This window comes from Aeromonas sp. R9-2 (assembly GCF_040908025.1).
Lineage (GTDB): Bacteria > Pseudomonadota > Gammaproteobacteria > Enterobacterales > Aeromonadaceae > Aeromonas > Aeromonas veronii.
The window spans coordinates 55,218-79,454 of record NZ_JBFOCX010000034.1; the positions used below are offsets into that span (position 1 = coordinate 55,218).

The 24,237-nt window shown below is 61.1% G+C and carries 20 protein-coding genes; 7 read left to right on the plus strand and 13 right to left on the minus strand.

The window, feature by feature from the left end; genetic code table 11:
* Window positions 1-50 precede the first annotated feature (50 nt).
* On the minus strand, window positions 51-836 hold the full coding sequence (locus AB5Y71_RS18590; RefSeq protein WP_368172201.1) for an AraC family transcriptional regulator: 786 nt from the start codon (window positions 834-836) through the stop codon (window positions 51-53).
* A gap of 233 nt (window positions 837-1,069) precedes the next feature.
* Here AB5Y71_RS18590 and AB5Y71_RS18595 point away from each other — a divergent pair, with 233 nt between their 5' ends.
* On the plus strand, window positions 1,070-1,969 hold the full coding sequence (locus tag AB5Y71_RS18595; protein ID WP_100654282.1) for a DMT family transporter: 900 nt from the start codon (window positions 1,070-1,072) through the stop codon (window positions 1,967-1,969).
* A gap of 76 nt (window positions 1,970-2,045) precedes the next feature.
* Here AB5Y71_RS18595 and AB5Y71_RS18600 read toward each other — a convergent pair whose 3' ends face one another.
* The 5 genes from AB5Y71_RS18600 to AB5Y71_RS18620 form a co-directional block, all read right to left on the minus strand.
* Complete coding sequence (locus AB5Y71_RS18600; protein WP_111805413.1) at window positions 2,046-2,741, minus strand: response regulator; 696 nt, start codon at window positions 2,739-2,741, stop codon at window positions 2,046-2,048.
* A gap of 3 nt (window positions 2,742-2,744) precedes the next feature.
* Window positions 2,745-4,313 (minus strand): sensor histidine kinase, encoded by a 1,569-nt coding sequence (locus AB5Y71_RS18605; protein ID WP_069526286.1) that lies wholly within the window; start codon window positions 4,311-4,313, stop codon window positions 2,745-2,747.
* A 17-nt stretch (window positions 4,314-4,330) separates the two neighbouring features.
* The gene (locus tag AB5Y71_RS18610) at window positions 4,331-5,881 is read right to left on the minus strand and encodes an NAD-dependent malic enzyme (RefSeq protein ID WP_368172202.1); all 1,551 of its coding nucleotides are present in this window, start codon (window positions 5,879-5,881) and stop codon (window positions 4,331-4,333) included.
* A gap of 23 nt (window positions 5,882-5,904) precedes the next feature.
* On the minus strand, window positions 5,905-7,221 hold the full coding sequence (locus AB5Y71_RS18615) for a 2-hydroxycarboxylate transporter family protein (protein WP_127008161.1): 1,317 nt from the start codon (window positions 7,219-7,221) through the stop codon (window positions 5,905-5,907).
* 517 nt (window positions 7,222-7,738) lie between these two features.
* Window positions 7,739-7,909: a hypothetical protein gene (locus tag AB5Y71_RS18620; RefSeq protein ID WP_162838752.1), complete on the minus strand. Its 171-nt coding sequence runs from the start codon at window positions 7,907-7,909 to the stop codon at window positions 7,739-7,741.
* A gap of 298 nt (window positions 7,910-8,207) precedes the next feature.
* Here AB5Y71_RS18620 and AB5Y71_RS18625 point away from each other — a divergent pair, with 298 nt between their 5' ends.
* From AB5Y71_RS18625 to AB5Y71_RS18645, 5 genes are all read left to right on the plus strand, one after another.
* The gene (locus AB5Y71_RS18625) at window positions 8,208-8,720 is read left to right on the plus strand and encodes a MarR family transcriptional regulator (protein WP_005349886.1); all 513 of its coding nucleotides are present in this window, start codon (window positions 8,208-8,210) and stop codon (window positions 8,718-8,720) included.
* Window position 8,721: 1 nt separating this feature from the next.
* Complete coding sequence (locus tag AB5Y71_RS18630; RefSeq protein ID WP_368172203.1) at window positions 8,722-9,777, plus strand: HlyD family secretion protein; 1,056 nt, start codon at window positions 8,722-8,724, stop codon at window positions 9,775-9,777.
* The gene (locus AB5Y71_RS18635; RefSeq protein WP_204375403.1) at window positions 9,767-10,864 is read left to right on the plus strand and encodes a DUF2955 domain-containing protein; all 1,098 of its coding nucleotides are present in this window, start codon (window positions 9,767-9,769) and stop codon (window positions 10,862-10,864) included. The genes AB5Y71_RS18630 and AB5Y71_RS18635 overlap by 11 nt, the downstream gene beginning before the upstream one ends.
* A 210-nt stretch (window positions 10,865-11,074) precedes the next feature.
* Window positions 11,075-11,803: an ABC transporter substrate-binding protein gene (locus AB5Y71_RS18640; protein WP_234898496.1), complete on the plus strand. Its 729-nt coding sequence runs from the start codon at window positions 11,075-11,077 to the stop codon at window positions 11,801-11,803.
* A 142-nt stretch (window positions 11,804-11,945) separates the two neighbouring features.
* Window positions 11,946-12,302, plus strand: coding sequence for an MliC family protein (locus tag AB5Y71_RS18645; protein WP_069554536.1), 357 nt, complete (start codon window positions 11,946-11,948; stop codon window positions 12,300-12,302).
* A gap of 56 nt (window positions 12,303-12,358) precedes the next feature.
* On the opposite strand, the gene AB5Y71_RS18650 is transcribed toward AB5Y71_RS18645, so the two are convergent.
* From AB5Y71_RS18650 to nrdD, 4 genes are all read right to left on the minus strand, one after another.
* Window positions 12,359-12,751, minus strand: coding sequence for a TonB family protein (locus tag AB5Y71_RS18650; protein WP_005358848.1), 393 nt, complete (start codon window positions 12,749-12,751; stop codon window positions 12,359-12,361).
* A 176-nt stretch (window positions 12,752-12,927) separates the two neighbouring features.
* Window positions 12,928-13,098 (minus strand): YqaE/Pmp3 family membrane protein, encoded by a 171-nt coding sequence (locus AB5Y71_RS18655; RefSeq protein WP_005338440.1) that lies wholly within the window; start codon window positions 13,096-13,098, stop codon window positions 12,928-12,930.
* Window positions 13,099-13,162: 64 nt separating this feature from the next.
* Window positions 13,163-13,672 (minus strand): anaerobic ribonucleoside-triphosphate reductase-activating protein, encoded by a 510-nt coding sequence (nrdG, locus tag AB5Y71_RS18660; protein ID WP_216979291.1) that lies wholly within the window; start codon window positions 13,670-13,672, stop codon window positions 13,163-13,165.
* 100 nt (window positions 13,673-13,772) lie between these two features.
* Window positions 13,773-15,890 carry an anaerobic ribonucleoside-triphosphate reductase gene (nrdD, locus tag AB5Y71_RS18665; RefSeq protein WP_021229151.1) on the minus strand — a complete coding sequence of 706 codons (2,118 nt, stop codon included), beginning with the start codon at window positions 15,888-15,890 and terminating at the stop codon, window positions 13,773-13,775.
* Window positions 15,891-16,334: 444 nt separating this feature from the next.
* Between nrdD and AB5Y71_RS18670 the strand changes: the two genes are divergently transcribed.
* Window positions 16,335-17,309: an ABC transporter substrate-binding protein gene (locus AB5Y71_RS18670; protein ID WP_005338444.1), complete on the plus strand. Its 975-nt coding sequence runs from the start codon at window positions 16,335-16,337 to the stop codon at window positions 17,307-17,309.
* A gap of 81 nt (window positions 17,310-17,390) precedes the next feature.
* On the opposite strand, the gene ligA is transcribed toward AB5Y71_RS18670, so the two are convergent.
* From ligA to AB5Y71_RS18685, 3 genes are all read right to left on the minus strand, one after another.
* Window positions 17,391-19,397: an NAD-dependent DNA ligase LigA gene (gene ligA, locus AB5Y71_RS18675; RefSeq protein WP_368172204.1), complete on the minus strand. Its 2,007-nt coding sequence runs from the start codon at window positions 19,395-19,397 to the stop codon at window positions 17,391-17,393.
* A 99-nt stretch (window positions 19,398-19,496) separates the two neighbouring features.
* Window positions 19,497-20,666, minus strand: coding sequence for a cell division protein ZipA (zipA, locus tag AB5Y71_RS18680; RefSeq protein ID WP_368172205.1), 1,170 nt, complete (start codon window positions 20,664-20,666; stop codon window positions 19,497-19,499).
* A 15-nt stretch (window positions 20,667-20,681) separates the two neighbouring features.
* A complete protein-coding gene (locus AB5Y71_RS18685; RefSeq protein ID WP_368172206.1) occupies window positions 20,682-24,056 on the minus strand; it encodes an AAA family ATPase in 3,375 nt (1,124 codons plus the stop codon).
* Window positions 24,057-24,237: the final 181 nt, after the last annotated feature.

Consider the following 24,237-nt stretch of genomic DNA (forward strand, 5'->3'; position numbering starts at 1 on the left):
GCGGGCGCCCTTCTTGTTTTGCTTCATCAGATGACATGTCCGGCGATTTGTTATCTGCCCGACTGTAGGCGATAACGCTGGGGGGAGCAGCCCAGCTCCCGGTTGAACATGGCGATAAAGGCCGAGGTGGAGCCGTAACCGAGCCGCCAGCTGATCTCCTGAATGGGCATGTCCCCCTTGAGCCAGGCCAGCGCCTTGAGCAGCCGCAACCGCGCCCGCCACTGACCGAAACTCATCCCCAGCTCCCGCAGGCAGCGCCGCGCCAGGGTGCGCTCTGTGGTGTGCAGTTGTCCGGCCCACTGAGCCAGAGTACGGGGATCGGCAGGATCGCTGTGCAACGCCGCCAGCATGGGAGCCAGCAGCTTGTCCTGACTCATCGGCAGGTAGCTCTCCTGACAGCGGGTGCGCGCCAGTCGCTCCACCAGCAACTCGGCCTGTCGCTGATCCCACTCATCCACCATATGGCCTACCCGCCGTTCGCAAAAATCGCTCAGCAGGGCGCGAATAAGTGGGGTTAGCAGCAGCAATCTGGGCTCTGGCGGCAGCTTTGCCGCCAGCTCGTGGCTGACGTAGATGGAGGTGTAGTCGAGGGTCTGCTCGTTGTAAGAGGTGTGGTCGAGATCCGCCGGTACCCAGATAAGGTAGTCGGCAGGGGCCACCAGTCGCTGATCCCCCAACTCTATCTCCATGATCCCCAGGCTGATTATATTGAGCTGGCCCCAGGGGTGGGAGTGCAGCACGGTCGCGCTGTCGGCCAGCATCTGCTGGTAACTGAAAAAGAGCGGATTGGGAACGGGCAGAACGACATCTACCGGCTGAAACTGGTGAGTGGCCATCAGCGCCCCTTGTCAGCGAGAGAGAGGAGCAGGCGTGATGCAACGCCCTGTTGGCTCGGTCTCCGGCACAGGCCAAAAGCAGCCATCAGTTGCGGGCTGACGCAGCCTGTGTGGGCCGGAATAAGGTACATCAGAAAGAGTTGTCTTTTCTGCTGGGTCATCTGTCTGTTTTACGCTACTTGATAATATAAAGACAAGGGTAGACTTGGCCCCCTGTTAATAAGGAGCCTCTGATGCGAATCTTTTCCCCTCTTCTCTTTCCGCTGATGGCGGTGCTGATCTGGGCTACCAATACCGTGGTGTCCAAGGCGGCTGCCAGCGTGCTCGACCCCGCGGCTATCTCCTTCTATCGCTGGGTGATTGCCGCCCTGGCGCTGACCCCTTTCTGCCTGCCCACCCTTTGGCGGCGACGCAGTGAGGTTCGCCCCTGGCTCGGCAAGCTGCTGGTGCTGGCGGCGCTCGGTATGGTGCTCTACCAGTGTCTGGCCTATTACGCCGCCCACAGCACCTCGGCTACCAATATGGGGGTGATCGGCTCCCTCATTCCGCTGCTTACTCTGCTGCAAGGGGCGCTCTTCTTCGGCCAGCGTCCCGGCAAACAGGCACTGCTCGGCATGAGTATCTCCCTGTTCGGGGTGCTCTGGCTGCTTGGCAAAGGCGAACCGCTTGCCCTGCTCCATAACGGCATCAACCCGGGGGATGGCATGATGCTGCTGGGCTCCGCCAGCTACGCCCTTTACGGCCTCTTGATCCGCCGCTGGCAACTGCCGTTTGGCCCCTGGCTCAACCTCTACATGCAGATCCTGCTGGCGGTACTGCTGCTGGTACCGCTCGCTCTCAGCGCAGACTCGATGGCGGTGCCAGCCGAAGGATGGGGACTGGTGCTCTTCGCCGGGCTCGCCTCCTCCCTGCTGGCGGCTTACTGCTGGATGCGCGGCCTCGCCTGCATGGGCGCCGAGCGCACCTCGGTCTTTATGAACCTGATGCCGCTCTGTACGGCGCTGATCGCCGTCGTCGGCCTGGGCGAGCCAATCCACGGCTATCACCTGCTGGGTGGCGGGCTGATCCTAGGCGGGGTGATGGCCTCCCAGCTGAAGGGGCGTGCGCCGGTAGCCGAACGGGAAGCCGCCTGAAAACGTACATCATCCGGAAACAACAAGGGAGCCCATGGCTCCCTTGTTGTTTCTGCAATGTACACCAGTGCGCATCTCAACCGGCCCGGCGCCAGCGGTAGCGCCGCTCCGGTCGCCCCCGCTGACCATAGTTGAGATCCACATCCACCCGATCTTCCGACTCCAGATACTCCAGATAGCGGCGCGCCGTGGTGCGGCTGAGGGAGAGTCGCAACGCCACCGTGTCGGTGGAGAAGACGTTCTCCGGCTCGCCCGCCAGCAGATCCAGCACCTGACGCAGGGTGATGCTGTCGATCCCCTTGGGGGTGACGCGCATCTCCTTGATCTGGGAGCGCCCTCCCTTGCCCAGCAGCTTGTCGAGATCTTCCTGCTCCAGCCGACCCCGCTCGCACAGACGGCTGTGCAATTGCAGGATCTCATCCAGACTCTGCTGGATGCGAAACAGCCGCAATGGTTTGATGACGTAGTCATGAACCCCCAGATTGAGGGCCTGCTGGATGGTCTCCACATCCCGCGAGGCGGTCACCATGATGACATAGGCTTCGCGGTTGTGGCTGCGCAGGCGGCTCACCCACTCAAGGCCGGAGCCATCGGGCAGGGAGACATCCACCAGCAGCAGTTGGGGCACCACACCGGCCATCATGGCATCGGCCTGGGCCAGGGTGCCGGCCCGCCCCAGCAGGGAGAAACCGGATGTCGCCGCCACCAGTTCTGACAAGATGGCACCGATCCGATCGTCATCTTCAATAACAAGCGTGATTATTGGGTCCATGGCTCACATTAATTGGTTTTTATTCAAGTAGATACCAAACAGGGTGGTCTGCTCGGCGGTTCGCCGCCATTCTATCACACCCTCGTGCCGACCCACGGTCTCCTTGACCAGGAACAGACCCACCCCGTGATCGCCGCTCTGGCGACTCACCCCGTAATCGAACAGATGATCGGCCAGCTCCTCGTCGACCCCCTCGCCGCTATCCTCCACCTCGATCACCAGCCGCCGCCCTACATCGCACAGAGAGAGCAGCACCCGCGGTGGCCGCTGCTGGCGGTTGCGCCAGGCCGCCTGTAGGCCGTTGTCCAGCAGGTTGCCAATGAGGGTGATGAGATCGGCCGAGACCGAGGCCGGATACTCCGCCAGCGCCGAATCGGGATCTAGCTCCAGGGTCACCCCGAGCTCGCGGGCCCGGCTGAACTTGCCGAGAATAAGCCCCGCCACCGGCTTGTTGTCGATCAGCCGCAGCAGCTCCTGCAGCATGGTCTGGCACGCTTCGTTCTCCTGCTGGATCAGCTCCACCGCCTGATCCACATGGCCCAGCTGCAACAAGCCGGAGAGGCTGCTCAGCTTGTTGGCGAACTCGTGGCTCTGCATCCGCAGCATCTCGGCATACTGGCGCAAGTGGGTCACCTGCACCCCCAGACTGGCGGCCACCTCCGGACGGCTGAAGATCAGCAGCCGCCCCGGCGCCTTGCCCTGCACCGCCTGCCAGCGACCGACAAAGGACTCCCCCTGAATGGTGAAGCTCACCTCGCCCCCCTCCTGCTCCAGACAGGGGGCAAGGGGCGGCACCAGCTCCGCCAGCGACTGTCCCTGCAGGGCGTGGCGCCCGGTAACAGGCAGCCGCAACTGATAGCTGGCGGTACTGTTGATCATATTGATATTGCCGCGGCCATCGAGGGCGATGACCCCTTCGGTAATGTGCTCCAGTACCAGATCCTGCAGGGTAAAGCGGCGCACGATCGCCTCCGGCTCCAGATCGAGCAGGGTCTTGCGCAGCAGGTATTGCACCCAGAGCGCCAGCAGCAGGCCGCACCCCAGCACAGCCACGATGGCGCAGATGAGCAGGGCCACCCGCTCCATATAGATGCCCTCCACCTGCTGCATCAGGTAGCCCACCACCACGGCCCCCATGACCCGCCCATCCCCGCCAACCACCGGGGAGAAGCAGCGGATAGCCGGCCCCATGGTGCCCCGATCCTTGGAGCAGTAGCTGCGCCGCTCCTGCAGCGCGGGCCAGATATCCTCGCCGCGAAACTTCTGCCCCACCAGCTCGGGGTTGGGGTGGCTGAGGCGGCGACCATGCTCATCGGTCACCACCATATAGGTGGCATCGGTGCGGTTGCAGACCGCCTCCACGTAGTCGCGCAGGGTAGGATCACTCCCCTGACGCAGAGCTTCGACCACTCGGGTATCCGCCGCCATCACCCGTGCCAGATCGCTTCCCTTATCCTGCAGATTGCTCTCCAGCAGATGACGGATAAAGAGGGCCAGCAGACTGCCCAGAATGAGGATCAGCAGCAGGGAGAGCCCGAGAGAGAGGGTGACCAACTGGTGGCGAAGTTTCATGCACATACCTTAAAACGTCAGGACGCTGCCCAATAGTGCGGATGCCACCAGGTCTGGTCAATCAAAGGAGCCGGATCGCCGACAAAATCGGCCAACCCCTCCTCGCGGGCACAGAGTGCCACCGCTCTGGCGACGGCGCGGGCCACCTCTCCCACCTGCTCGATGGGGGGCAACAGCCGGCCCGCCACCAGCGGATAGGCGCCGACAGCCCGCACCGCGGCCAGCAACATGCCATCGCTGATGCGGCGCGCCTTGACCGCGCAGGCCCCGAGACCAATCCCCGGGAAGACATAGACGTTGTTGCACTGAGAGACCACCCGCCGCTCCCCGGCCACCGTTACCGGCGCAAAGGGGCTGCCGGTGGCCAGCAGGGCGCGGCCATCTGTGGCGGCCCACACCTGCTCGGGGGTAGCCTCGGCACTGCGGGTCGGGTTGGAGAGTGGCAGGATCACCGGCTGATCGCACACCTCCCCCATCGCCTGCAACACCTCGCCAGTAAAGAGGCCGCCCTGACCGCTCACCCCGATCAGCACCGCCGGGCGCACCTGACGGATGGTTTCCAGCAGTGAACTGCTCCCCTCCTCAACGGCGCGGGCAAACGGCTGTTGGGCGCGAGTCAGGTTGGGACGATCGCAGCAGACCACCCCATCCTGATCAAACAGCCAGACGCCATCGTGACTCCCTGCCAGCTGGGCCAGCATGGCGGCGATGCCGCAACCGGCAGAACCCGCGCCGACGATCAGTACCGGGGCATCGCACAGGGCGGTACCCGCCTGCTGCAACCCGGCCAGCACGCAGGCGGAGGCGACTGCCGCCGTGCCCTGAATATCGTCGTTGAACATGCAGAGCTCGTCCCGATAACGGGTCAGCAAGTTGGCGGCATGCTTGCCGGCAAAGTCTTCAAACTGCAGCACCACCTGCGGCCAGCGCTTGCGAATGGCGGCTACCACCTTGTCCATGAAGTGGTAATAGCTCTCGCCGTCAATGCGCGGGGATTGCCAGCCGAGGTAGGAGTCATCCTCCAGCAGCTCGGGGTTGTTGGTGCCCACATCGACACAGAGCGGCAGGGTGCGCGCCGGATTGATGCCGCCAGCAGCGGAGTAGAGCGCCAGCTTGCCGATACAGATCCCCATGCCGCCGATACCGAGATCGCCGAGCCCCAGCACCCGCTCGCCGTCAGAGATGACGATCACATCCACCTCCTGCTCCACCGACTCAAGGATGTCATCGAGATCGTCCCTGTCATGCCAGGAGAGATAGAGGCCGTGGCTGCGCAAATAGAGGTCGCTGTGGCGCTGACACGCCTCCCCCACCACCGGGGTGTAGATGATCGGCAGCAGCTCCGGCAGGTGGTGGCGCACCAGATCGTAGAAGAGCACCGGGTTGTCCTCCTGCAGCTGGCGCAGCAGCAGATGCTGGTCAAACGGACTCTGCATGGCACTGACCAATCGGTAGATCCGGCGCCGCTGCTGGGAGAGGGACTCCTCCTTGTGGGGCATGCGACCCCGCACCCCCTGACGCTTGCGTTCTGCATAGGGCAGGCTGGTGCCCATCATGATGTCGTTCATCTTGTTTGTTCCTCAATCCGGTATCAGGCAAGCAGGGAGATAAGAGCGGTCGCCAAAATCAGCATAACGGCGCCGCCGAGACGGGAGGAGATCTGGGCAAAGGGCATCAGCTTCATCCGCTGGGCCGCCGAGAGCACGGCTACGTCGCCGGTGCCGCCCATGTTGGCCATGCAGAGCCCGCCGGTGATGGCCGCCTCGATGGGATAGAAACCGATCATCCGACCCACCAGCGCCGCACCGAGTGCGCCACCAATCACGGTGACCATGACCAGCACGAAGTAGCTGATGGAGAAGGCGCTGATGAGCTCCGGAATACTGGTGTAGGCGACGCCTATCCCCACCAGCAGGGAGGGGGTCAGGTTGCTCACCACAAACTGATACCAGTCGGCTGCCGCCTGCTCATAACGGCGCGGCAGCAGGCCACTCACCTTGATAAAGGCGACAGCCAAAATCATCAGGGCGAAGGGGTGCATGGGGATAAAGTTGCCGAGCAGGGAGCCCAGCACAAACATGCTGGAGCTGATAAAGAGCCCCATGCCCAGACTCTGCAGGGTCGGTGCCTCGGCCTGCTCCTCGGCGATATTCTGGCTACTTTCCTTGACCATCAACTTGCCGTTGCCGGTCAGGGAGGGGTAGTGGCGGCCGAGCCGTGCCAGCAGGGAGCCCACCAGAATCGCCAGGGTGTTGGCGATCACCACCGCCGGTACCATGCGCGACAATAGATCCGCACTGGACATCTGCATCGGGCCGGAGAGGATCTCCACCAACGGCACCGCACCGGCGCCCATGCCACCGCCCATGATGGGCAGGCCGATCAGCAGCACCGCATTCTTGAAGCCATACCCCATCAGGGAGCCGACCAGACCAACGCTCAGCAGCGCTAGTGCGACGCCACCAAGAATGACCGGCAGGTAGCGCATGGCGGCATTTTTCAGCAAAGCGCCGCTCATACCGAACACGGAGCCAGTCACCAGACTGGCGATAAAGAAGTTGAGAAAGCCCCCCTCCTTCATGAAGTTGGTGATGACCTGCCCCGCCTGCACCGGCAGCAGCTGATATTCGAACAGGGCGGCGCCGCCGAAAATGGCGAGGATGGTGCCGCCCCCCAGATATTCACGGATCGGCATGATCCGCTCACCCAGCTCGGTCAGCAGGGTGCCCAGCACAAACATCAGTGCCAGCGCACCGACCATGCCCAGCGGCAGCGAGCCATTCCAGCCGGAAAAGAGAACGCAGGTCGCCAACCCCAGAAATATAAAGAGCGGCATACCGGCAATTTGTTGGCCGCCCATAAAGGCGGCCTTTTCTTGTGTGGTTTGTAGGGGTGAGAGGTTTTTCATTGTTATGTACTCTGCGTGTGATTGTGACCGCTACTTTATTGATCCCCCTCTCCCCTGTCGGTTAGCCAGACTGCAAAGCCATATAAAAACATTAAAAACTTAAACATCATGGTGCCGCCAACGAGCGCAGCACAATAGAACACCAGACATCCGATACCCGACCAAGTCAGGAAATAGGGTGATAAAACGAGCGAGCCCAATGGCGGATATTTGGGTGATCAGCAGTAATAACGATGCGATGATCTCCCCCCTTCGGGGAAATAACAGAGCCAGATGACAAGCTCTGCGACCATTTATCGCCACAGCTCCTGTGAGTGATAATCAGCGGGCAATGTCATCGCCATAACGCAAGTGCCACGGCGTGCCACACCAGGGTTTGAGTCGGCGTGCAGGAAGCACGCACGATGAAAAATGGTGAGGAGAAAGATGCAAAAAGGGGAGATTGAAATAGTGATGAGTCAAGCCAGCGAATACCAGAGCACTGGCTTGAACTCACAAGGATCACACACGGTCAGGTCTATTCTGCCAACAGCAATGGAATATTGGCGGGGTCAAAATCATGACTGATATCGGTACTTCTGATTGCGCCTTCCCGATTCACGCCATGGTGTGACTCTGCACCATATTCCCCATCACTCAACAGCGCTTCAATTGCCAGATACACACATCCACTGTCATATCCATCCACAACCCGTTTCCCCCTTGTTTTATAACCTCATCAATATTAGCGGATAAAAAAAGAGCTGCTCGCTGAAGCTGAAAATTTCATGAAAATAATCGCCAGATATCCTCCATTCACGGCGCAATATCCGAAGCGGCAAAAGAGTCTCGAGTGGATCAGCCCCGAAAATAATATCAGGGTCTCGAATGCTGCCAACTCGCACCAGCGAAAGATCCGACCAGAAACATGATCCGCATCACACTATTTACTTAGCCTGCTAAACAAGTATGATACTTAGCAGGCTAAGTACATTGAGGATGAGAAGATGACGGATCTGGAAAGGTTGCGCGAGCTGTCGCTCGCCGAGCAGATAGCGCGGATGCACCGGCTATGGCGTACTGCCGCCGACCTGGAGCTGGCTCCCCTTGGCCTCACCCATCCCCGCTGGACCGCGCTGTGGAAACTCTCCCGCATGGGAAACCATGTCAGCCAGAAGACCCTGGCCGAAGCCCTCGAGATAGAGCTTCCCTCCCTGATGCGCACCCTGGGCCAGCTGGAAGAGCAGGGACTGATTGAGCGCCACTGCTGCAGTCAGGACAAGCGGGCCCGCATCGTCTGCGTGACCCCGGCCGGCCAGACCCTGCTCGATCAGATCGCCGACCGCATCATGAATATCCGCCGGGAGCTGCTGGGGGGCATCGACGAGCAGACCCTGCAGCTGTTTGAAGCCACGGTGCAGCGGATCTCGGCCAACGCCCTCAGTAAAATTGAACAACACCACGACCGACAAGCCGGAGGCGATACAAGCCCTCCCGAGACCGACACAGAGAGAGAATAAGATGACCCCGGATCAACAATTTACCCGCTGGATCAAATGGTCCATGGCTGGCTTTGCCACCCTGTTTGCCTATTTTCTGATAGCCGACCTGCTGATGCCCCTCACCCCTCAGGCGATGGTGACCCGGGTGGTCACCAAGCTGGCCCCCCAGGTGAGCGGCAAGGTGATCGAGGTCGCCGTTCACAACAACCAGCAGGTCAAGAAGGGGGATCTGCTGTTCAGGCTGGATCCGGCCCCTTTTGAACTGGCAGTGGAGCAGGCCCGCCTTGCGCTGGCGCAGGCAGAGCAGCAGAACAGTGAACTGGATGCCGCCCTGACCGCTGCCGTTGCCGAGATCAACGCCAAGGAGACCCTGGCCAGCCAGAAGTGGCGCGAGGCTGAGCGGATCGATGCGCTGTACCAACGTCACATGGTTTCGCTGCAACAAAAAGATGAGGCTGACAGCGCCCTGCGCAGCGCCCAGGCCAACCTGCGCGCCAGTCAGGCCAAACTGGCCCAGATCAAGGCCAGTCGTGGCGTGACCGGTGAGGACAATCTGTTGCTGCGCCAGGCCCGCAACAAGCTGGCGCAAGCGCAGCTGGCCCTCTCTTACAGCCGGGTCCACGCGGATCAGGATGGCACCATCACCAACCTGCAGCTCAAGCCAGGCAGTATCGCCAGCGCGGGCAGCCCGCTGCTGGCGCTGGTGTCGGAACAGGTGGACGTCATTGCCGATTTTCGGGAGAAGAGCCTGCGCCATGTTGGCGAGCAAACCCGCGCACTGGTGGCCTTCGATGGCGAGCCGGGTCAGCTATATCCTGCTCGGGTGAGCAGTCTGGATGCCGGGGTGAGTGCCGGTCAATTTGATGCCAACGGTCGACTGGCGGCGCCGGTGGAGTCGGATCGCTGGGTACGGGATGCCCAGCGGATGCGACTGCACCTCGAGCTGGAGCAGCTCCCCGACCATCTGCCAGCCGGGGCGCGGGCCACGGTACAACTGCTGCCGGACAATGCCCTGACCGCCATGCTGGCACGGGGCCAGATCCACCTGCTCAGCCTGCTCCATTATGTCTACTAACCACGCCACTCACCCGTCGGCCAATACCGCCCCAGCCCACCCCGCCGGTGGTGCTGCCACCCACCTCTGGTATCGGCCCCTCACCGGCAACGAGCTGCGCCAGTGCTTGCGCATCGCCTTTGGCTGCACCACGGGCTTTCTGCTCTGCAAGCTGTTTGGCTGGAGTTATGGGGTCTTCTATACGGTCACACCTGTGCTACTGCTGGGGATGGTGCCTGTAATGAATGGTCATGCCGCGCGCCAGCTGATCGCGGCGGCGGTGGTCTGTGGGGTGGAGGTCGGGCTGCTGGGTGGGCTGTTTGGCAGCCATCCGGCGCTGATGACCCCCATCGCCTTCATGCTGTTTCTCTACCGTTTCGCCGCCATGTCGCGGGGCAGCCTGTTTCTGTTCGGGGCCAACGGGGTGCTGAGCCTCAGCATCATGCTGCACTTTGCCAGCTATCCGCAGACCGACCTCAACGACCTGATCCTCAACAATATCTGGGCCAGCGTGCTGTCGGTGCTGATCGCTTACCTGATGACCATGCTGATCCCGGATGTGGAGGCCAGACCCAAGCCCGCCTCGCCCCCCAAGGCACCGCACCGGATGCGCCATGAAGCCCTGCTGGGTGCCACGGTGGCCACCCTGTCGTTTCTGGTATTTCAGGTGTTTGACCTGCGCGACTCCATGTCTGCCCAGGCCACAACCCTGCTGGTGCTGTTCCCCATGCACTGGAACGGCGCGCTGAGCTATGCCCGCAAACGGGCGATGGGCACCTTGCTGGGTGTCACCTTCGGCTTGCTCGGCCAGCTGCTGCTCTATGACTGGTCAGGGCAACTGCTGCTTGTCGCCCCGTTACTGTGGCTCGGCGCCATGCTGTTCAGCCATGCCCACGTCAAGGAGGCGGGTGGTTCGGGTGTAGGCTTTGGCGCCCTCACTACCCTCGGCATCCTGTTTGGCCAGTACCTCACTCCGGGCAACGATCTGGTGTTCAGCGCCCTCTACCGGGTGAGCAGCATCCTGTTTGCCATTGTGGTCACCCTGTTGGCCTGCTACCTCGTCCACCGGTTGCTCAATCGCTTCGAGGCGACCCGCTTCGGTTATTGATTTCCTGTTGTAAGCACTGTTGTCAGCCCATGGATGAGCTCTCTTTCGCCCCGTCGCCTGCCGGGGCGTTTTTTCTCGCCCTCGTTTACCTCCCTCACCAATACTCCTGCCACTACAAGTCAGCGCAGAAGTGTGGCTATGCTTGTAAGGCTGCTGTCGATGAGGTGCACACTTATGGTTCCGTTGTTAAAAAAATGGCTGGTTTGTCTGATGCTGTTGGCTACCAGCCCGCTCGGGGCCACCCCGCTTGTCATTGGTGCCGAAGATGACTGGGCCCCCTACTGCGAGCGCGACAAGGACAATGAGGATGACCAGCCCCGCGGACTGGCGCCTGAGCTGGTCAAGGCGGTGTTCGCCGCCGAAGGGATCGAGATTGTCTTTCGCACCCTCCCCTTCGCCCGCTGCATGCACGATGCGAAAAGCGGCAAACTTGCGGGGTGCTTCAACGCTACTATCACCGAAGAGAACCGCTACCAGTACCACTGGCACGATACCCCCATGTTCGAGGAGGATCTTGCCATCTTCGCCCTCGCCAGCGAGCCGCAACGGGATCTCAAGCTCACCTCGCTGGAGGGCAAGCGGGTGGGTATCACCCTCGGCTACACCTACCCCACCGATTTTATGGAGAACCCCAGAATCACCCGCTTTCAGGCCAAATCCGATGCCCAGATCCTCGAGATGCTGGTACGTGGCCGGGTCGACTACATCCTGATGAACGGCATGCCGGGCTATCTCAAGATCCAGCAAAAACAGCTGACCGGCAAGGTGGTCAAGGTTGGTAAGCTCTCCACTGATGGCTTCTGGCTCGCCTTCTCCCGCCACCACCCGCAAGGGGAAGCGCTGGCCAAACAGTTCGAACAGGGGCTGCAGAAGATCAAGAACAACGGCATCTATGAGACGCTGATCCGCCAGTTTGAAACCAGACTTGGCCTCTACTGATTGACGATGCCTTCCTGATAGCGCCCCCTCATACTCGCGCGGTATGCCGGACAGCCAGCGACGCACCGAATGGCCCCGCGGATTGCACAATAACGGCAACCTGTTAGGCTCACGCCCGTATGACACCAATGGAGCTGTAATCATGAATAAGGCACATATGATGGCCGCTGGTGCGCTGGCCCTCGGCCTGCTCGCCGGCTGCAATCAGGGCAATACCCTCTCAGTCACTGGTGGCGAACCGGTCAGTTACCAGTGTGAGCAGGGCAAGAAGGTGCAGGTGCGCTACTTCTCTCTCTCCGACGAAAGCCTCAGCTTTATCAAGCTGTCACTGCCGGACGGCAAGGATTACACCCTGCCCCAAGCCATTTCGGCCTCCGGCGCCCGCTATACGGACGAACATGAGGCCGTTTGGTGGAACAAGGGGGATGAGGGCTTTGTCGAGCTTCGGGATCAGGATGGCGAGTGGCAGACCGCCTACAACGACTGCAAACAGCAATAAACGTGACCCCGGCCTGGCCGGGGTCTCTCTTTCTCTGGCATCAGAGTGGTGGGGGATCAATTGATCTCGATTTCGAAGCGGTTGGTCACCTCGACCGGAATGGCATCCGGGTTGCCCTCTGCCGGGCTGTAGCGGATCCGCGAGAGGGTCGCCAGCGCGCTCTGCTCCAGCTCGCCGGGGGGCTCGGCCGCCACCACTTCCGGCTTGACCGGCGTGCCGCTGGCGTCGATTTGATAGCGAACTTCCACATACCCCTTGACCGGTTTGGCCGGCAGGGCGGGCTCGTCATTGCCAAGCCATGACCACTGCTTCTCCTGAACCCAGTAGCTGGACAACTGCTCGAGAGGGATAGCGATCGGAGCGCGTTCGTGCGCTACCTCCTGACGGGATGAGCACCCCAGCAGCAGTGTCACTGCCAGACCTGACCATACTGCGACTTTCCACTTCATGTAACGCTCCTTGTTCTCTGCCGGTGCTTGTTGCCGGACTGCAGGGCGCTCAACGCGGCCCGCTTGGTCAGTCACCCATCCTAACGAAAAAGTATTCGTATGAACATTAACAAAAGGGCCAACCCCGAGAGGTTGGCCCTTTTATCGTCAATAAGCTCACTAACCATACGCTGGCATCAGCCGCGCTTGTCGCTCACCACCAACCAGAGCGCATGCACCATGCCCGGCAGACCGCCCATCAGGGTCAGCACTATGTTGATTAAAAAGTGCAGGCTAAAGCCCACCTGGATAAACGCGCACACAGGGGGCAGGAAAATGGCCAGCAGGATCTTGAGCAGATTGTTCATCTCGGCTCTCCTTTTCAAAAAAGTCGTCAGGATTGGAATGGGCTAACCATAAACATCCCGGACTTCAACTGCAAACCAGACAGGGAATTCGCTCACCCGCATCACGCCAGGCATTGAGATCGTGGATCTGCTGATTGCTGCTGCCACGCCAGAGCAGGCCGGGGTCTGCCAACGCCTTTTCAAACTTGCCATCCACCAGCACATCCAGCAAGGCCACCAGCTCGCGCTGGGCCTCTGACAGCTCGCCGAGCCGGTAGCCGGTCCAGCACCAGATATCCTTGCCCGGACACTCGGCGCGCACCCGTTTCACCAGCGCCAGCACGTGGGGCACGTTGGCAGGGTGGAGCGGATCGCCGCCGGAGAGCGACAGACCTCGCCGTTTGATGCGGCTGTCGTTGAGATCCGCAATGATGCGATCGCTCATCGCCTCATCGAACGGCTTGCCGCCATCGAGCCGCCAGGTGCTCTGGTTGTAGCAACCCGGGCACTGGTGCTCGCAGCCCGAGACAAACAGGGTGGCACGGGTGCCGGGGCCGTTGATCACATCGACCGGGTAGTATTGGTGGTAATGCATCGCTTGTTTCCTGCCTCGTTCACGGGACAGCGACATGACTGCCGCCCTCCAATGAAAATGGCCCCTTGAGTCAGGGGCCAGCTCTTCATCGCCTGTGCGCTTACATATGTTTGACGCGGCGCTTCACCTCTTCCTGCTTGCCCGCATTGAAGGGGCGCGCATCCGGGCTGCCGAGGTAGCCGCAGACACGGCGGGTCACCGACACCTTGGCGGGGTCGTGGTTGCCGCAGCGCGGGCAGGTGAAGCCCTTGGAGGTGCACTCGAACTCGCCGGTAAAGCCGCAGTCGTAGCACTCGTCGATGGGGGTGTTGGTACCGTAGTAGGGCACCTTGTCATAGCTGTAATCCCAGACGTTTTCGAGCGCTTCCAGGTTGTGCTGGATGTTGGGGTACTCGCCGTAGCAGATGAAGCCGCCGCTGGCGATGGGCGGATAGGGCGCCTCGAAGTCCAGCTTGTCGTACGGATTGACCTGCTTCTCCACATCAAGGTGGAAGCTGTTGGTGTAGTAACCCTTGTCGGTCACGCCGGAGACCACGCCAAACTCCTTGGCGTCGATGCGGCAGAAACGGGTGCAGAGGTTCTCGCTCGGGGTGGAGTAGAGGCTGAAGCCGTAGCCAGTCTCCTCTTTCCACTCATCAATGGCCGCCCTGAGACGGGCGATGATGGCGATGGCCTTCTGTTGCAGCTCGGCGCTGTCAAACAGGTGAACCTTGTCACCAAACAGGGCGTTTATGGTCTCGTGAACCCCAATATAACCGAGGGAAATGGAGGCGCGGCCGTTCTTGAAGATCTCGCTGACGTTGTCGTCCGCCTTCAGCCGCACGCCGCAAGCCCCTTCCATATAGAGGATCGGTGCAACCCGTGCTTTCACCCCATCCAGACGGGTGATGCGGTACATCAGCGCCTTCTTGGCGACCCGCAGGGAGGCATCGAGACGATCCCAGAAGTCCGCTTCGTCACGGGATTTCAGGGCGATGCGCGGCAGGTTGAGGCTCACCACCCCCAGGTTGTTGCGACCTTCGTGGATCTGCTCGCCATTCTCCTCGTAGGCACCGAGGAAGGAGCGGCAACCCATGGGGGTCTTGAAGGAGCCGGTCACTTTCACGACCTGGTCGTAGTTGAGGATGTCCGGATACATCCGCTTGGAGGCACACTCCAGCGCCAGCTGCTTGATGTCGTAGTTGGGATCGCCCTGCTTGTGGTTGAGGCCATCCTTGATGGCGAACACCAGTTTCGGGAACACGGCGGTCTTCTTGTTCTTGCCAAGGCCAGCGATACGGTTGCTGAGGATGGCACGCTGGATCATCCGCGACTCCCAGCTGTCCCCCAAGCCAAAGCCGAAGGTGACGAAGGGCGTCTGACCGTTGGCGGTGTGCAGGGTGTTGACCTCGTACTCCAGCGACTGGAAGGCGTCGTAGCACTCTTTCTCGGTGCGAGCCATGGCGTAGGCTTCCACATCGGCAATGCCCCACTCTTCGGCCACTTCACGGTGTTTCTGCCAGCTGATGGTCACATAGGGGGCCAGCACTTCGTCGATGCGGTTGATGGTGGTGCCGCCATAGATGTGGCTCGCCACCTGGGCGATGATCTGGGCGGTCACCGCCGTGGCGGTGCTGATGGATTTCGGGGTATCGATCTCCGCATTGCCCATCTTGAAGCCGTGGGTCAGCATCCCTTTCAGATCGATCAACATGCAGTTGAACATCGGGAAGAAAGGTGAGTAATCGAGATCGTGGAAATGCAGATCACCGCTCTCATGAGCCTGAACCACATCACGGGGCAGCATGTGGCTGGTGGCATAGTGCTTGGCGACAATACCGGCCAGCAGGTCGCGCTGGGTCGGGATCACCTTGGAGTCTTTGTTGGCATTCTCGTTGAGCAGGGCAGCGTTGGTCTGCTCGACCAGACCGCGGATCTCCTGCGCCAGACGGCCGCGCGCCTCGCGAGCCTGATCCCTGTCGTGGCGATATTCGATATAGGCACGGGCGATGGCCTTGTCGTCGGAAGCCATCAGGTGGTTTTCGACCCGGTTCTGGATCTCGTGGATATCAACTTCACCACGCCCTTCCAGCTCCTGACTCACAGCATTGGCAATGCGGGAGGCGAGTGCCGGATTGGCCTGATTGACCGCTTCCGCCGCACGGCTGACCGCCTCTGCAATCAGCTGGGCATTGAATGGTGCGCGACATCCGTCACGTTTGATCACAACCGGTTTCATGGATTTTCCCCGTTAAAAGGCCAGGCATTTGCCTCTGGCTCACCCTTGTTGGGCCCCCCTCCCGGCATCTCGTCCTGGACGCAAATAAATTCAGCCGAGGCTTGACAAGCCTGGGCTGAAGATAGGAAGGGAACAGCTTATACACAGCTTAATAACACAACATATAGGGATTAAAAACGAATGCGTCCCTATATGTGGTGTCTATTAGGCACCAAAGCGCAGCCTCATTTCTTGATCCAGAACAGGTTTTTCAGCGAGCGGGACAGTTCACGACCAACCCAAAATAGCCCCATTCAAATCCAACCTCAAGCAGGGTGCGGGCTGGCGTCCGATCCATCAACCCGAAAAAAATCGCCCCCCCGCAGCACCGGTTTCGAGATGACAGCACCAACCAAAACCGCCCATACTGAACAAGAACTCTCTCCCCTCGACAAGGGACAACCCATGCGCACCTCCCTGCTGTTGCTACTGCTATCCACCCTCTCTCTGCCGCTCTGGGCCGCCAACATTCTGGTGATCAGCAGCTACCATCCCGAATACCTGTGGGACCAAAGCTACAACAAAGGGCTGCTAGATGGCTTGCAGGGGGAGCACAAGATCACCCACTTCTATATGGATACCAAACGCCATCCACGGGAGAAGTTCGACGAAATCGCCCAGCAAGCCATCGCCTTTTATCTGAAGAGCAAACCGGATCTGGTAGTACTGGGGGATGACAACGCCATCAACTATCTGGCCAACGAGATCGCCTCGCTGGGTACTCCCGTAGTCTTTCTCGGCATGAACGAGAACCCCCGGCTCAAGGGCTTTGTCGGCCACCCCAAGATCACCGGCGTGCTGGAGCGCCCCCTGCTCAAGCGCAACATCAGCGAAATAAGCCAGATGATGGGGGGGCTCGACAAGGCACTGGTGCTATTTGATTCCAGCAATGTGGCCCTCACCGCCATCGAGGATGAATTCAAGACCCAGACCGAGCTGCGGGTCGGTCAGACCAGGATCAACAGCCAGCTGATGGGAGATTACAGCCTCTGGCAGGAGGCGGTGCTCAACGCCAAGAAGAACGGCTATCAGGCGATCTTCCTCGGCCTCTACCACACGCTGGTCGATGACAATGGCAAGCATGTGAGCGAAAAGACGGTGCTGGAGTGGACCAGCGCCAACACGCCGGTGCCACTCTTCTGTTTCTGGGAATTTACCGTCGGCAAGGGGATGGCCATCGGCGGGCTGGTGCTGGACGGCCACGATCAGGGGATACAGGCAGCCAGCCTCATCAACACCATACTGGCGGGCACCCTGCCCCGTACCATCTCCCCCCGCGCAGCCCTGCGCGGCGAATATGTCTTCAGCAAGAGCGAGCTGGCCCGCTGGCAGCTCACCGTGCCCGACAAATGGCGCCACAAGATCCTCTGGCGTGAGTGACCGCCGAAACAAAAAAGAGAACCCGGCCATGCCGGGTTCTCTTTTATCGGGTGCTGCGGTTAGCAGGCTTGGTGAGGGCTATCAGCCCTGCAGCGCCTGTTGCAGCTCCTCTTCGGTCCAGATGGTAATGCCGAGCTCCTGTGCTTTGGTCAGCTTGGAACCAGCCGCTTCCCCCGCGACCAGCACATCGGTCTTTGCAGATACCGAACCCGCCACCTTGGCCCCCAGCGCCTGCAGCGCCGCCTTGGCGTCGTTGCGCGACAAGGTGGTCAGGGTGCCGGTCAGCACGAAGGTCTTGCCGGCAAAGGGTTGCTCCGCGGCCTCTTTCTTCTCGATGGCCGGCCAGTGGATGCCGGCAGCCAGCAAGGCTTCCAGCACCTCCACGTTGTGGGGCTGACGCAGGAAGTAGTAGACATGCTTGGCCACCACATCACCCACGTCAGCCACTTCGAGCAGTTGCTCCACCGAAGCGGCGCGCAGTGCATCAAGGGTGAGGAAGTGGTTGGCAAGGTTGAGCGCAGTCGCCTCCCCCACTTCGCGGATCCCCAGGGCAAACAGGAAGCGCGGCAAGGTGGTACTGCGCGCAGCATCGATGGCGGCTACCAGATTGAGGGCCGATTTTTGCCCCATCCGCTCAAGACCGGCCAGCTGAATGGCGTTGAGGCTGAAGAGATCAGCGGGAGTCTTCACTAGCTCCTTGTCTACCAGCTGCTCGACAATCTTGTCGCCAAGGCCGTCCACATCCATGGCGCGACGGGCGGCGAAGTGCTTGATCGCCTCCTTGCGCTGCGCCTCGCAGAACAGGCCGCCGGAGCAGCGGGCAACCGCTTCCCCTTCCAGCCGCTCCACCGCAGAACCACAGACAGGACACTCGGTCGGGAAGAGGATCGCGCGGGCATCGCTTGGGCGCTGCGCCTCCACCACGGCGACGATCTGCGGGATCACATCCCCTGCCCGGCGCACGATCACGGTATCGCCAATCATCACGCCGAGGCGCTCAATCTCGTCAGCATTGTGCAAGGTGGCGTTGGAGACGGTCACGCCGCCGACAAACACCGGTTTGAGCTTGGCCACCGGGGTTACGGCGCCGGTGCGGCCGACCTGAAACTCGACGTTCTCAAGCAGAGTCATCTCCTCCTGGGCCGGGAACTTGTGGGCGGTCGCCCAGCGCGGGGCGCGGGCCACAAAGCCGAGCTCCTCCTGCAGGGCGATGGCATCCACCTTGTAGACCACACCGTCGATCTCGTAAGGGAGCTCGCCACGGCGGGCCAGAATGTCGTCGTGGAACGCCTGACAACCGGCGGCCCCCTCTTTGAGCTTCACCTCGGGACTAAGCGGCAGCCCCCACTCCTTGAGCTGATTGAGGCGACCAAAGTGAGAGTCACCGAGCAGCTCGCCGCCAACACCGACACCGTAAGCGTAAAAGCTCAGGGGACGGCTGGCGGTGATGCGTGAATCGAGTTGACGCAGGCTGCCGGCGGCGGCGTTGCGCGGGTTGACGAACACCTTCTCGCCCGCTGCCAGCGCCTTGGTGTTCATCGCCTCAAAACCGGCCTTGGGCATAAAGACTTCGCCACGCACCTCCAGCCGATCGGGCCAGCCAGAGCCCCGCAATGCGAGCGGAATGGCCTTGATGGTACGCACGTTCTCGGTGATCTCCTCACCGGTGGCGCCATCGCCCCGGGTGGCCGCCTGCACCAGCTGACCATCCACATAGAGCAGGCTCACCGCCAGACCGTCCAGCTTGGGCTCGCAGCAGAAGGTGAAACGCACTTCACGCTTGAGGCGATCGCTCATCCGTTGTTCAAACGCCAGCAGCTCTTCGCTGCTAAAGACGTTGTCCAGACTGAGCATGGGGATTTCGTGGCGCACCTGTTTGAAGGCGGTCAGCGGCTGACCGCCGACCCGCACGCTCGGGGAAGCCGGGGTTTTCAGCTCGGGATGCTCGGCCTCCAGCGCGATCAGTTCGCGCATCAGACGGTCGTATTCGGCATCCGGCACTGTGGGGTTATCCAGCACATAGTACTGGTGACCATATTCGGTAAGCAGTTCACACAATTGACGGTGGCGGGAGAGGGTGTCGCTCATGAAAAAGTCTCGAAGTGTGATTGAACATACGGCCGGGGTAGAAACAAAAATGCGGTACCAGGGTACCGCACTTTTTCTTCACTCGACCCGCATGGCGTATTAGTCGCGGCTGGCCTCGTAGGCAGCCAGCTCGTGACGGTAACGGGCAATGGTCTCGTCGCTCAGCGGGCTGCGATCCATATCTGTCAGCATGGCATCGAGATCGCTGGCCAGCTGATCGGCAGCCTGCAGCATGTCCTCGAAGGCAAACGCGGCATTGCTGCGCAGCGGCAGTTGCATGAACAGGGAGACACCCGGCGTGGTGAACTGTTCCATCCGGTACGGATTGAAGGTACCCGGCTTGACCATGTTGATCATGGAGAAGAGCACTTCACCCTTGCCGTTGGGATCTTCGTGACGGTGGAAAATATCCATCTCGCCAAACTTGAAGCCCAGCGCCATCAGGGATGAGAGCAGGGTTGCACCTTGCAAGTCGTGACCCGGACGGCCCATCAGGTTGATGACATAGACATCCTGCCAGATTTTCTCGACCGGCTGGGGGGCCATGCGCGGCTCTTCAACCACAGGTGCAGGTGCCACATAGGCCGGCTCTTCATACACAGGCTCGGGAGCCACATGACGGGGCTGCGGCTGATATTCCGGCTCGGGAGCACGCACCGGTTCGGCACGAACGGTGTCAGCGGTACGGACTATCTCTGCACGGGCACCAAAAGTCGGGGCGGTCGCGTAAGCGGGCTCGACCAGCGGCTCGTCATCCAGCGACTGCATCATGGGCTCGCGCTGGGGACGGGAACGGTAGACCGGGGTACGACGATTGACCTGAGCAGGTTTGCGCACCGGCGCGGCGGGCGCCTCGTCGATCTCCTCGGGCAGCGGTTCGTCGAACGCTTCCTCCTCTTCATAGACAGGAGGCGGCGGAACCGGGCGGGCAGCAGGCTTGCGCACTACGGGCGGCGGCAGATCGTCCTCGTCATCTTCATCATCAAAGGCGGGGACGGCAGGGCGACGACCGAATTCCGGCTGGCGGCTCTCTTCACTGCGCAGCTTGGGCTCGGCACGACGGCCACCACTGACCACGCGTACCTGGCCGATGCCATCGCTGTCGAAGGCGTCGTTATCACGATCCCGCGACTTGGAGTCCATCCGTCCAATCGGTTTCTCTTTGATCGGTGCCTGACGATTCTTTTTGTTGCTCCACAACCCGTGAATGAGCAATGCCGCAATAGCAATACCGCCCAGGGCAACCAAGATGTAACGCAATTCCTGCATTAGCTGCTTCTCTTTCTAGTTTTGCTCAGCCAAAGCGACGGCTTCACCGATATCGACCGACACAATGCGAGAAACCCCGGGCTCTTGCATCGTGACGCCAACCAGCTGCTCAGCCATCTCCATGGAGACCTTATTATGACTGATGTAAACGAACTGTACTGTGCTCGACATCTCTTTGACAAGAGAACAGAAGCGACCGACGTTCACTTCATCGAGCGGTGCATCCACCTCATCCAGCAGACAAAAAGGTGCTGGGTTGAGTCTGAAGATGGCAAAAACCAGCGCAAGCGCGGTTAACGCCTTCTCCCCCCCGGAAAGCAGGGCAATGGTAGCATTCTTCTTACCCGGAGGTCTCGCCATGATGCTCACTCCGGCCTCCAAAAGATCATCGGAGGTGAGCTCAAGCCAGGCACTGCCCCCACCGAACACTTTTGGAAACAGGGATTTTAAATCTTCGTTGACCTTATCGAAAGTGTCCCGGAACCGTATTTGTGTCTCTTTATCAATTCTTTTAATGGCTTGGCTCAAGGTTTCCAGCGCTTGCTCGAGATCCTGACACTGATTTTCAAGATAGGTTGCCCGGGTTTTCGCCTCTTCGTACTCCTCCAGCGCCGCCAGGTTGATGGCGCCGAGTGCCTCCACTTGCGCCTCCAGGGTCTGGATCTCCTGCCGCAGCTTGCCGCGATCAGCGGCGATCAGCACCGCCTGATCGAGATCTACCAGTCGAACACCCAGCTCTTCGAACTGCTCGTGCAACCCCTGTCGACGGGTGAGGTTGCGTTCGCGCTCAAGGCGCAGGGTTGCCAGCTTCTCTTGCAGAGTCACCAACTGCTTGTGATCGGCACTTCTGGCCTGCTCCAGCTCACTGAGCTGGCGCTCCAGCTCCGCAAGCCGTTGATGGCAGGCGAGCTGCTGCGCCTCAAGATTGCGCTGCTCAGCCAGCAGGGGCGCCAGATCCGGCACGGCCTCGCTATCCGGCCCTTTCAGCCCGGCCAGCTCCAGGCCGAGCCTCGCCAACTCCTCTTCGCCCAGGGTAATGAGTTGGCGCAGATTGCCCAACTCCAGTTGCAAACGCTGGCAGGTCGCTTGTTGCTGCTCGCGGCGCGCACGGGCCTCGTCGACCGCCCGCTCGCAGCGGGTCAGCAGCTCCTGCGCGAGCTGCAACCCTTGTGTCAGCGGCTCCCCCTGCTCCTGCAACTCGGCAAGGCGCGCCTCATCAAGTTCCAGTTGTTCACGAGCGCTGGCCAGTCGCTCTGCCTCTTCGGCCTGCTCCTGATCTAGCCGGATCAGCTCTTCGCCGAGCTGACCGAGCCGCTGCAACCGCTCCTGCCGCTGACCCTGTTGCAGACTCCAGGCTTCGCGCAGTTGTTGCCATTTCTGCTCTTGCTCGCGCAAGGTTCGCTGCGACAACTCCTGCGCACTGGCAAGCTGGGCACGCCAGGCATCGGCAGCCACAAGTTGCTCGCTCAACTGTGCCAGCCCCGCGGCAACCCTCTCCTGCTCGGTATGCAACCGCTCACGCTCACCGAGCAGTGCCATAGTGCCGAGCGCCGCGCCCTGCCCCAGATCTGCCCAGTTTGGCCCCAGCCAGTCGCCAGCAGGAGTCAGTACCGACTCACCGGCCGCAAGGCTTGGCTGGCGGGCCAATGCGGCCTCCCGGCTCTCCACCAACCAGATGACATTGAGGAAGGCGGGAATATGCTCGCCGCCCAGTTGCGCCGCCAGCGTACCGGCAACCGCCGGTTGCGCCGGGCCAATCCAGAGCCCCTCTTGCGCCAGATTGCACTCGTCCGCCGGCGTTGCGGTGAGCCAGCGACCCAGCACCTTGTCGAGTGCCTGTGCCCACTCGGGGGCCACCTGCAACCGGTCGGCCAGAGTCGCCCCCTCCATCTGTTCGCCGAGGATCTGATCCAGGGTCGCCAGCCGCGCCTCCAACTCCCGCTGCAGGCTCAACTGCTGGCCATGCTGCTGCTTGAGTTGTTCATGGGCGTCGACCGCCTGCGCCAGCTGCTCGATCAGCTCGCCATTGGCCGCCCGCGTCAGCTCCAGCTCACCACTCAGGGCATCGAGGGCCGGTTGCAGGTCATCGTCCTCAGCGCCGAGGGGGCCAGCGCGTTCATCTTCCAGCTTGAGGCGGGCCAGCCGGGTCTTGGCTTGCAACTCCTGCAAGCCACCCAACCGGGTACGAGTCTGGTTGAGCTGGCCCTGCAACCCGGCCAACTGTTGTTGCCACTGCTGCTGACGCAGGCGGGCCTGCTCCAGCTGCTCGCTGGCGTGCTGACGGGCCTCCTGCTGCTCGGTGAGCAACTGCTCACACTGCTCCAGCCGGGCACTCTCCTGCTCGGCGCGCAATACCCCTTCTGTCAGCTGATCCTGCTGGCTGGCAAGCTGCGCCTTGCGAGTGGCGATCCGCTCGCCCAGCGCCTCTGCACGGGCCTGCCAGTCGCGCCCCAGTTCACTCTGGTGCAGTTGCTGTTGCTCGAGACGGGCGATGGCCTGCCCGCCGAGAAAAATCTGTTGCTGACGGCTCGCCTGCTCGGCTTGCGCCTCTTGTCTGGCGACCGACAGGGTGACGTGGCGCCCCTCATCGGCGGTGCGCTTTGCATCGAGCGCCGCCAGCGCCTGCTCGACCTGCGCCAGTTCGGTTTTGGCCTCGCCAAGGCGCGTCTCCAGCGCCCACAACTCGGAGCCAATCAGCTCGGCGCGAGCTGCGCGCGAACGACTCTTGAGCTGTTTGTAGCGCTCGGCAGTTTCGGCCTGGGCTTTGAGGTGGTCAAGGCGCGAACCCAGTTCGCCGCGAATATCGCCGAGGCGCTCCAGATTCTCCTGAGTGTGGCGAATGCGCTGCTCGGTCTCGCGGCGCCGCTCCTTGTAACGGGAAACCCCGGCGGCTTCTTCCATAAAGAGCTTGAGATCGGCCGGACGTGACTCCACCAGTCGGCTGACAGTGCCCTGCTCGATGATGGCGTAACTGCGGGGGCCAAGACCGGTGCCGAGGAAGAGGTCGGTCACATCCTTGCGGCGGCACTTTTGACCGTTGATCTGATAGTGGTTGGAGCCATCGCGCAGCACTTCGCGGCGCACCGAAATCTCGGTAAAGCGACCGAACTCGCCGGGCACCCGGTTGTGGGGATTGTCGAACACCAGCTCGACCGAGGCGCGCCCGTGCGCACTGCGATTGATGGAGCCGTTGAAGATGACATCGGTCATGTTCTCACCGCGCAGATGGCGAGCGGAACTCTCCCCCAGCACCCAGCGCACCGCGTCGATGACGTTAGATTTGCCACAGCCATTGGGGCCCACCACGGCGGTCATGTCTGCCGACAGTTCGATGCGGGTCGGCTCGACGAACGACTTGAAGCCGGCGAGTTTGATCAGTTTCAGACGCATGGCGACCTGTATCAGTGGCTAAATAAAGAGGAGGCGGGCAGGTGACTTTACCAAATCCAGACCCGGCTTTGTTTGTAATATGCAGGCATCATCCCCATTCATGCCCGATTTTTGGTCGCCACGGCACGAAATAAGGAATAGTCGGCGACTTTACCAAATCAAAGGCTTGTTTGTAATATGC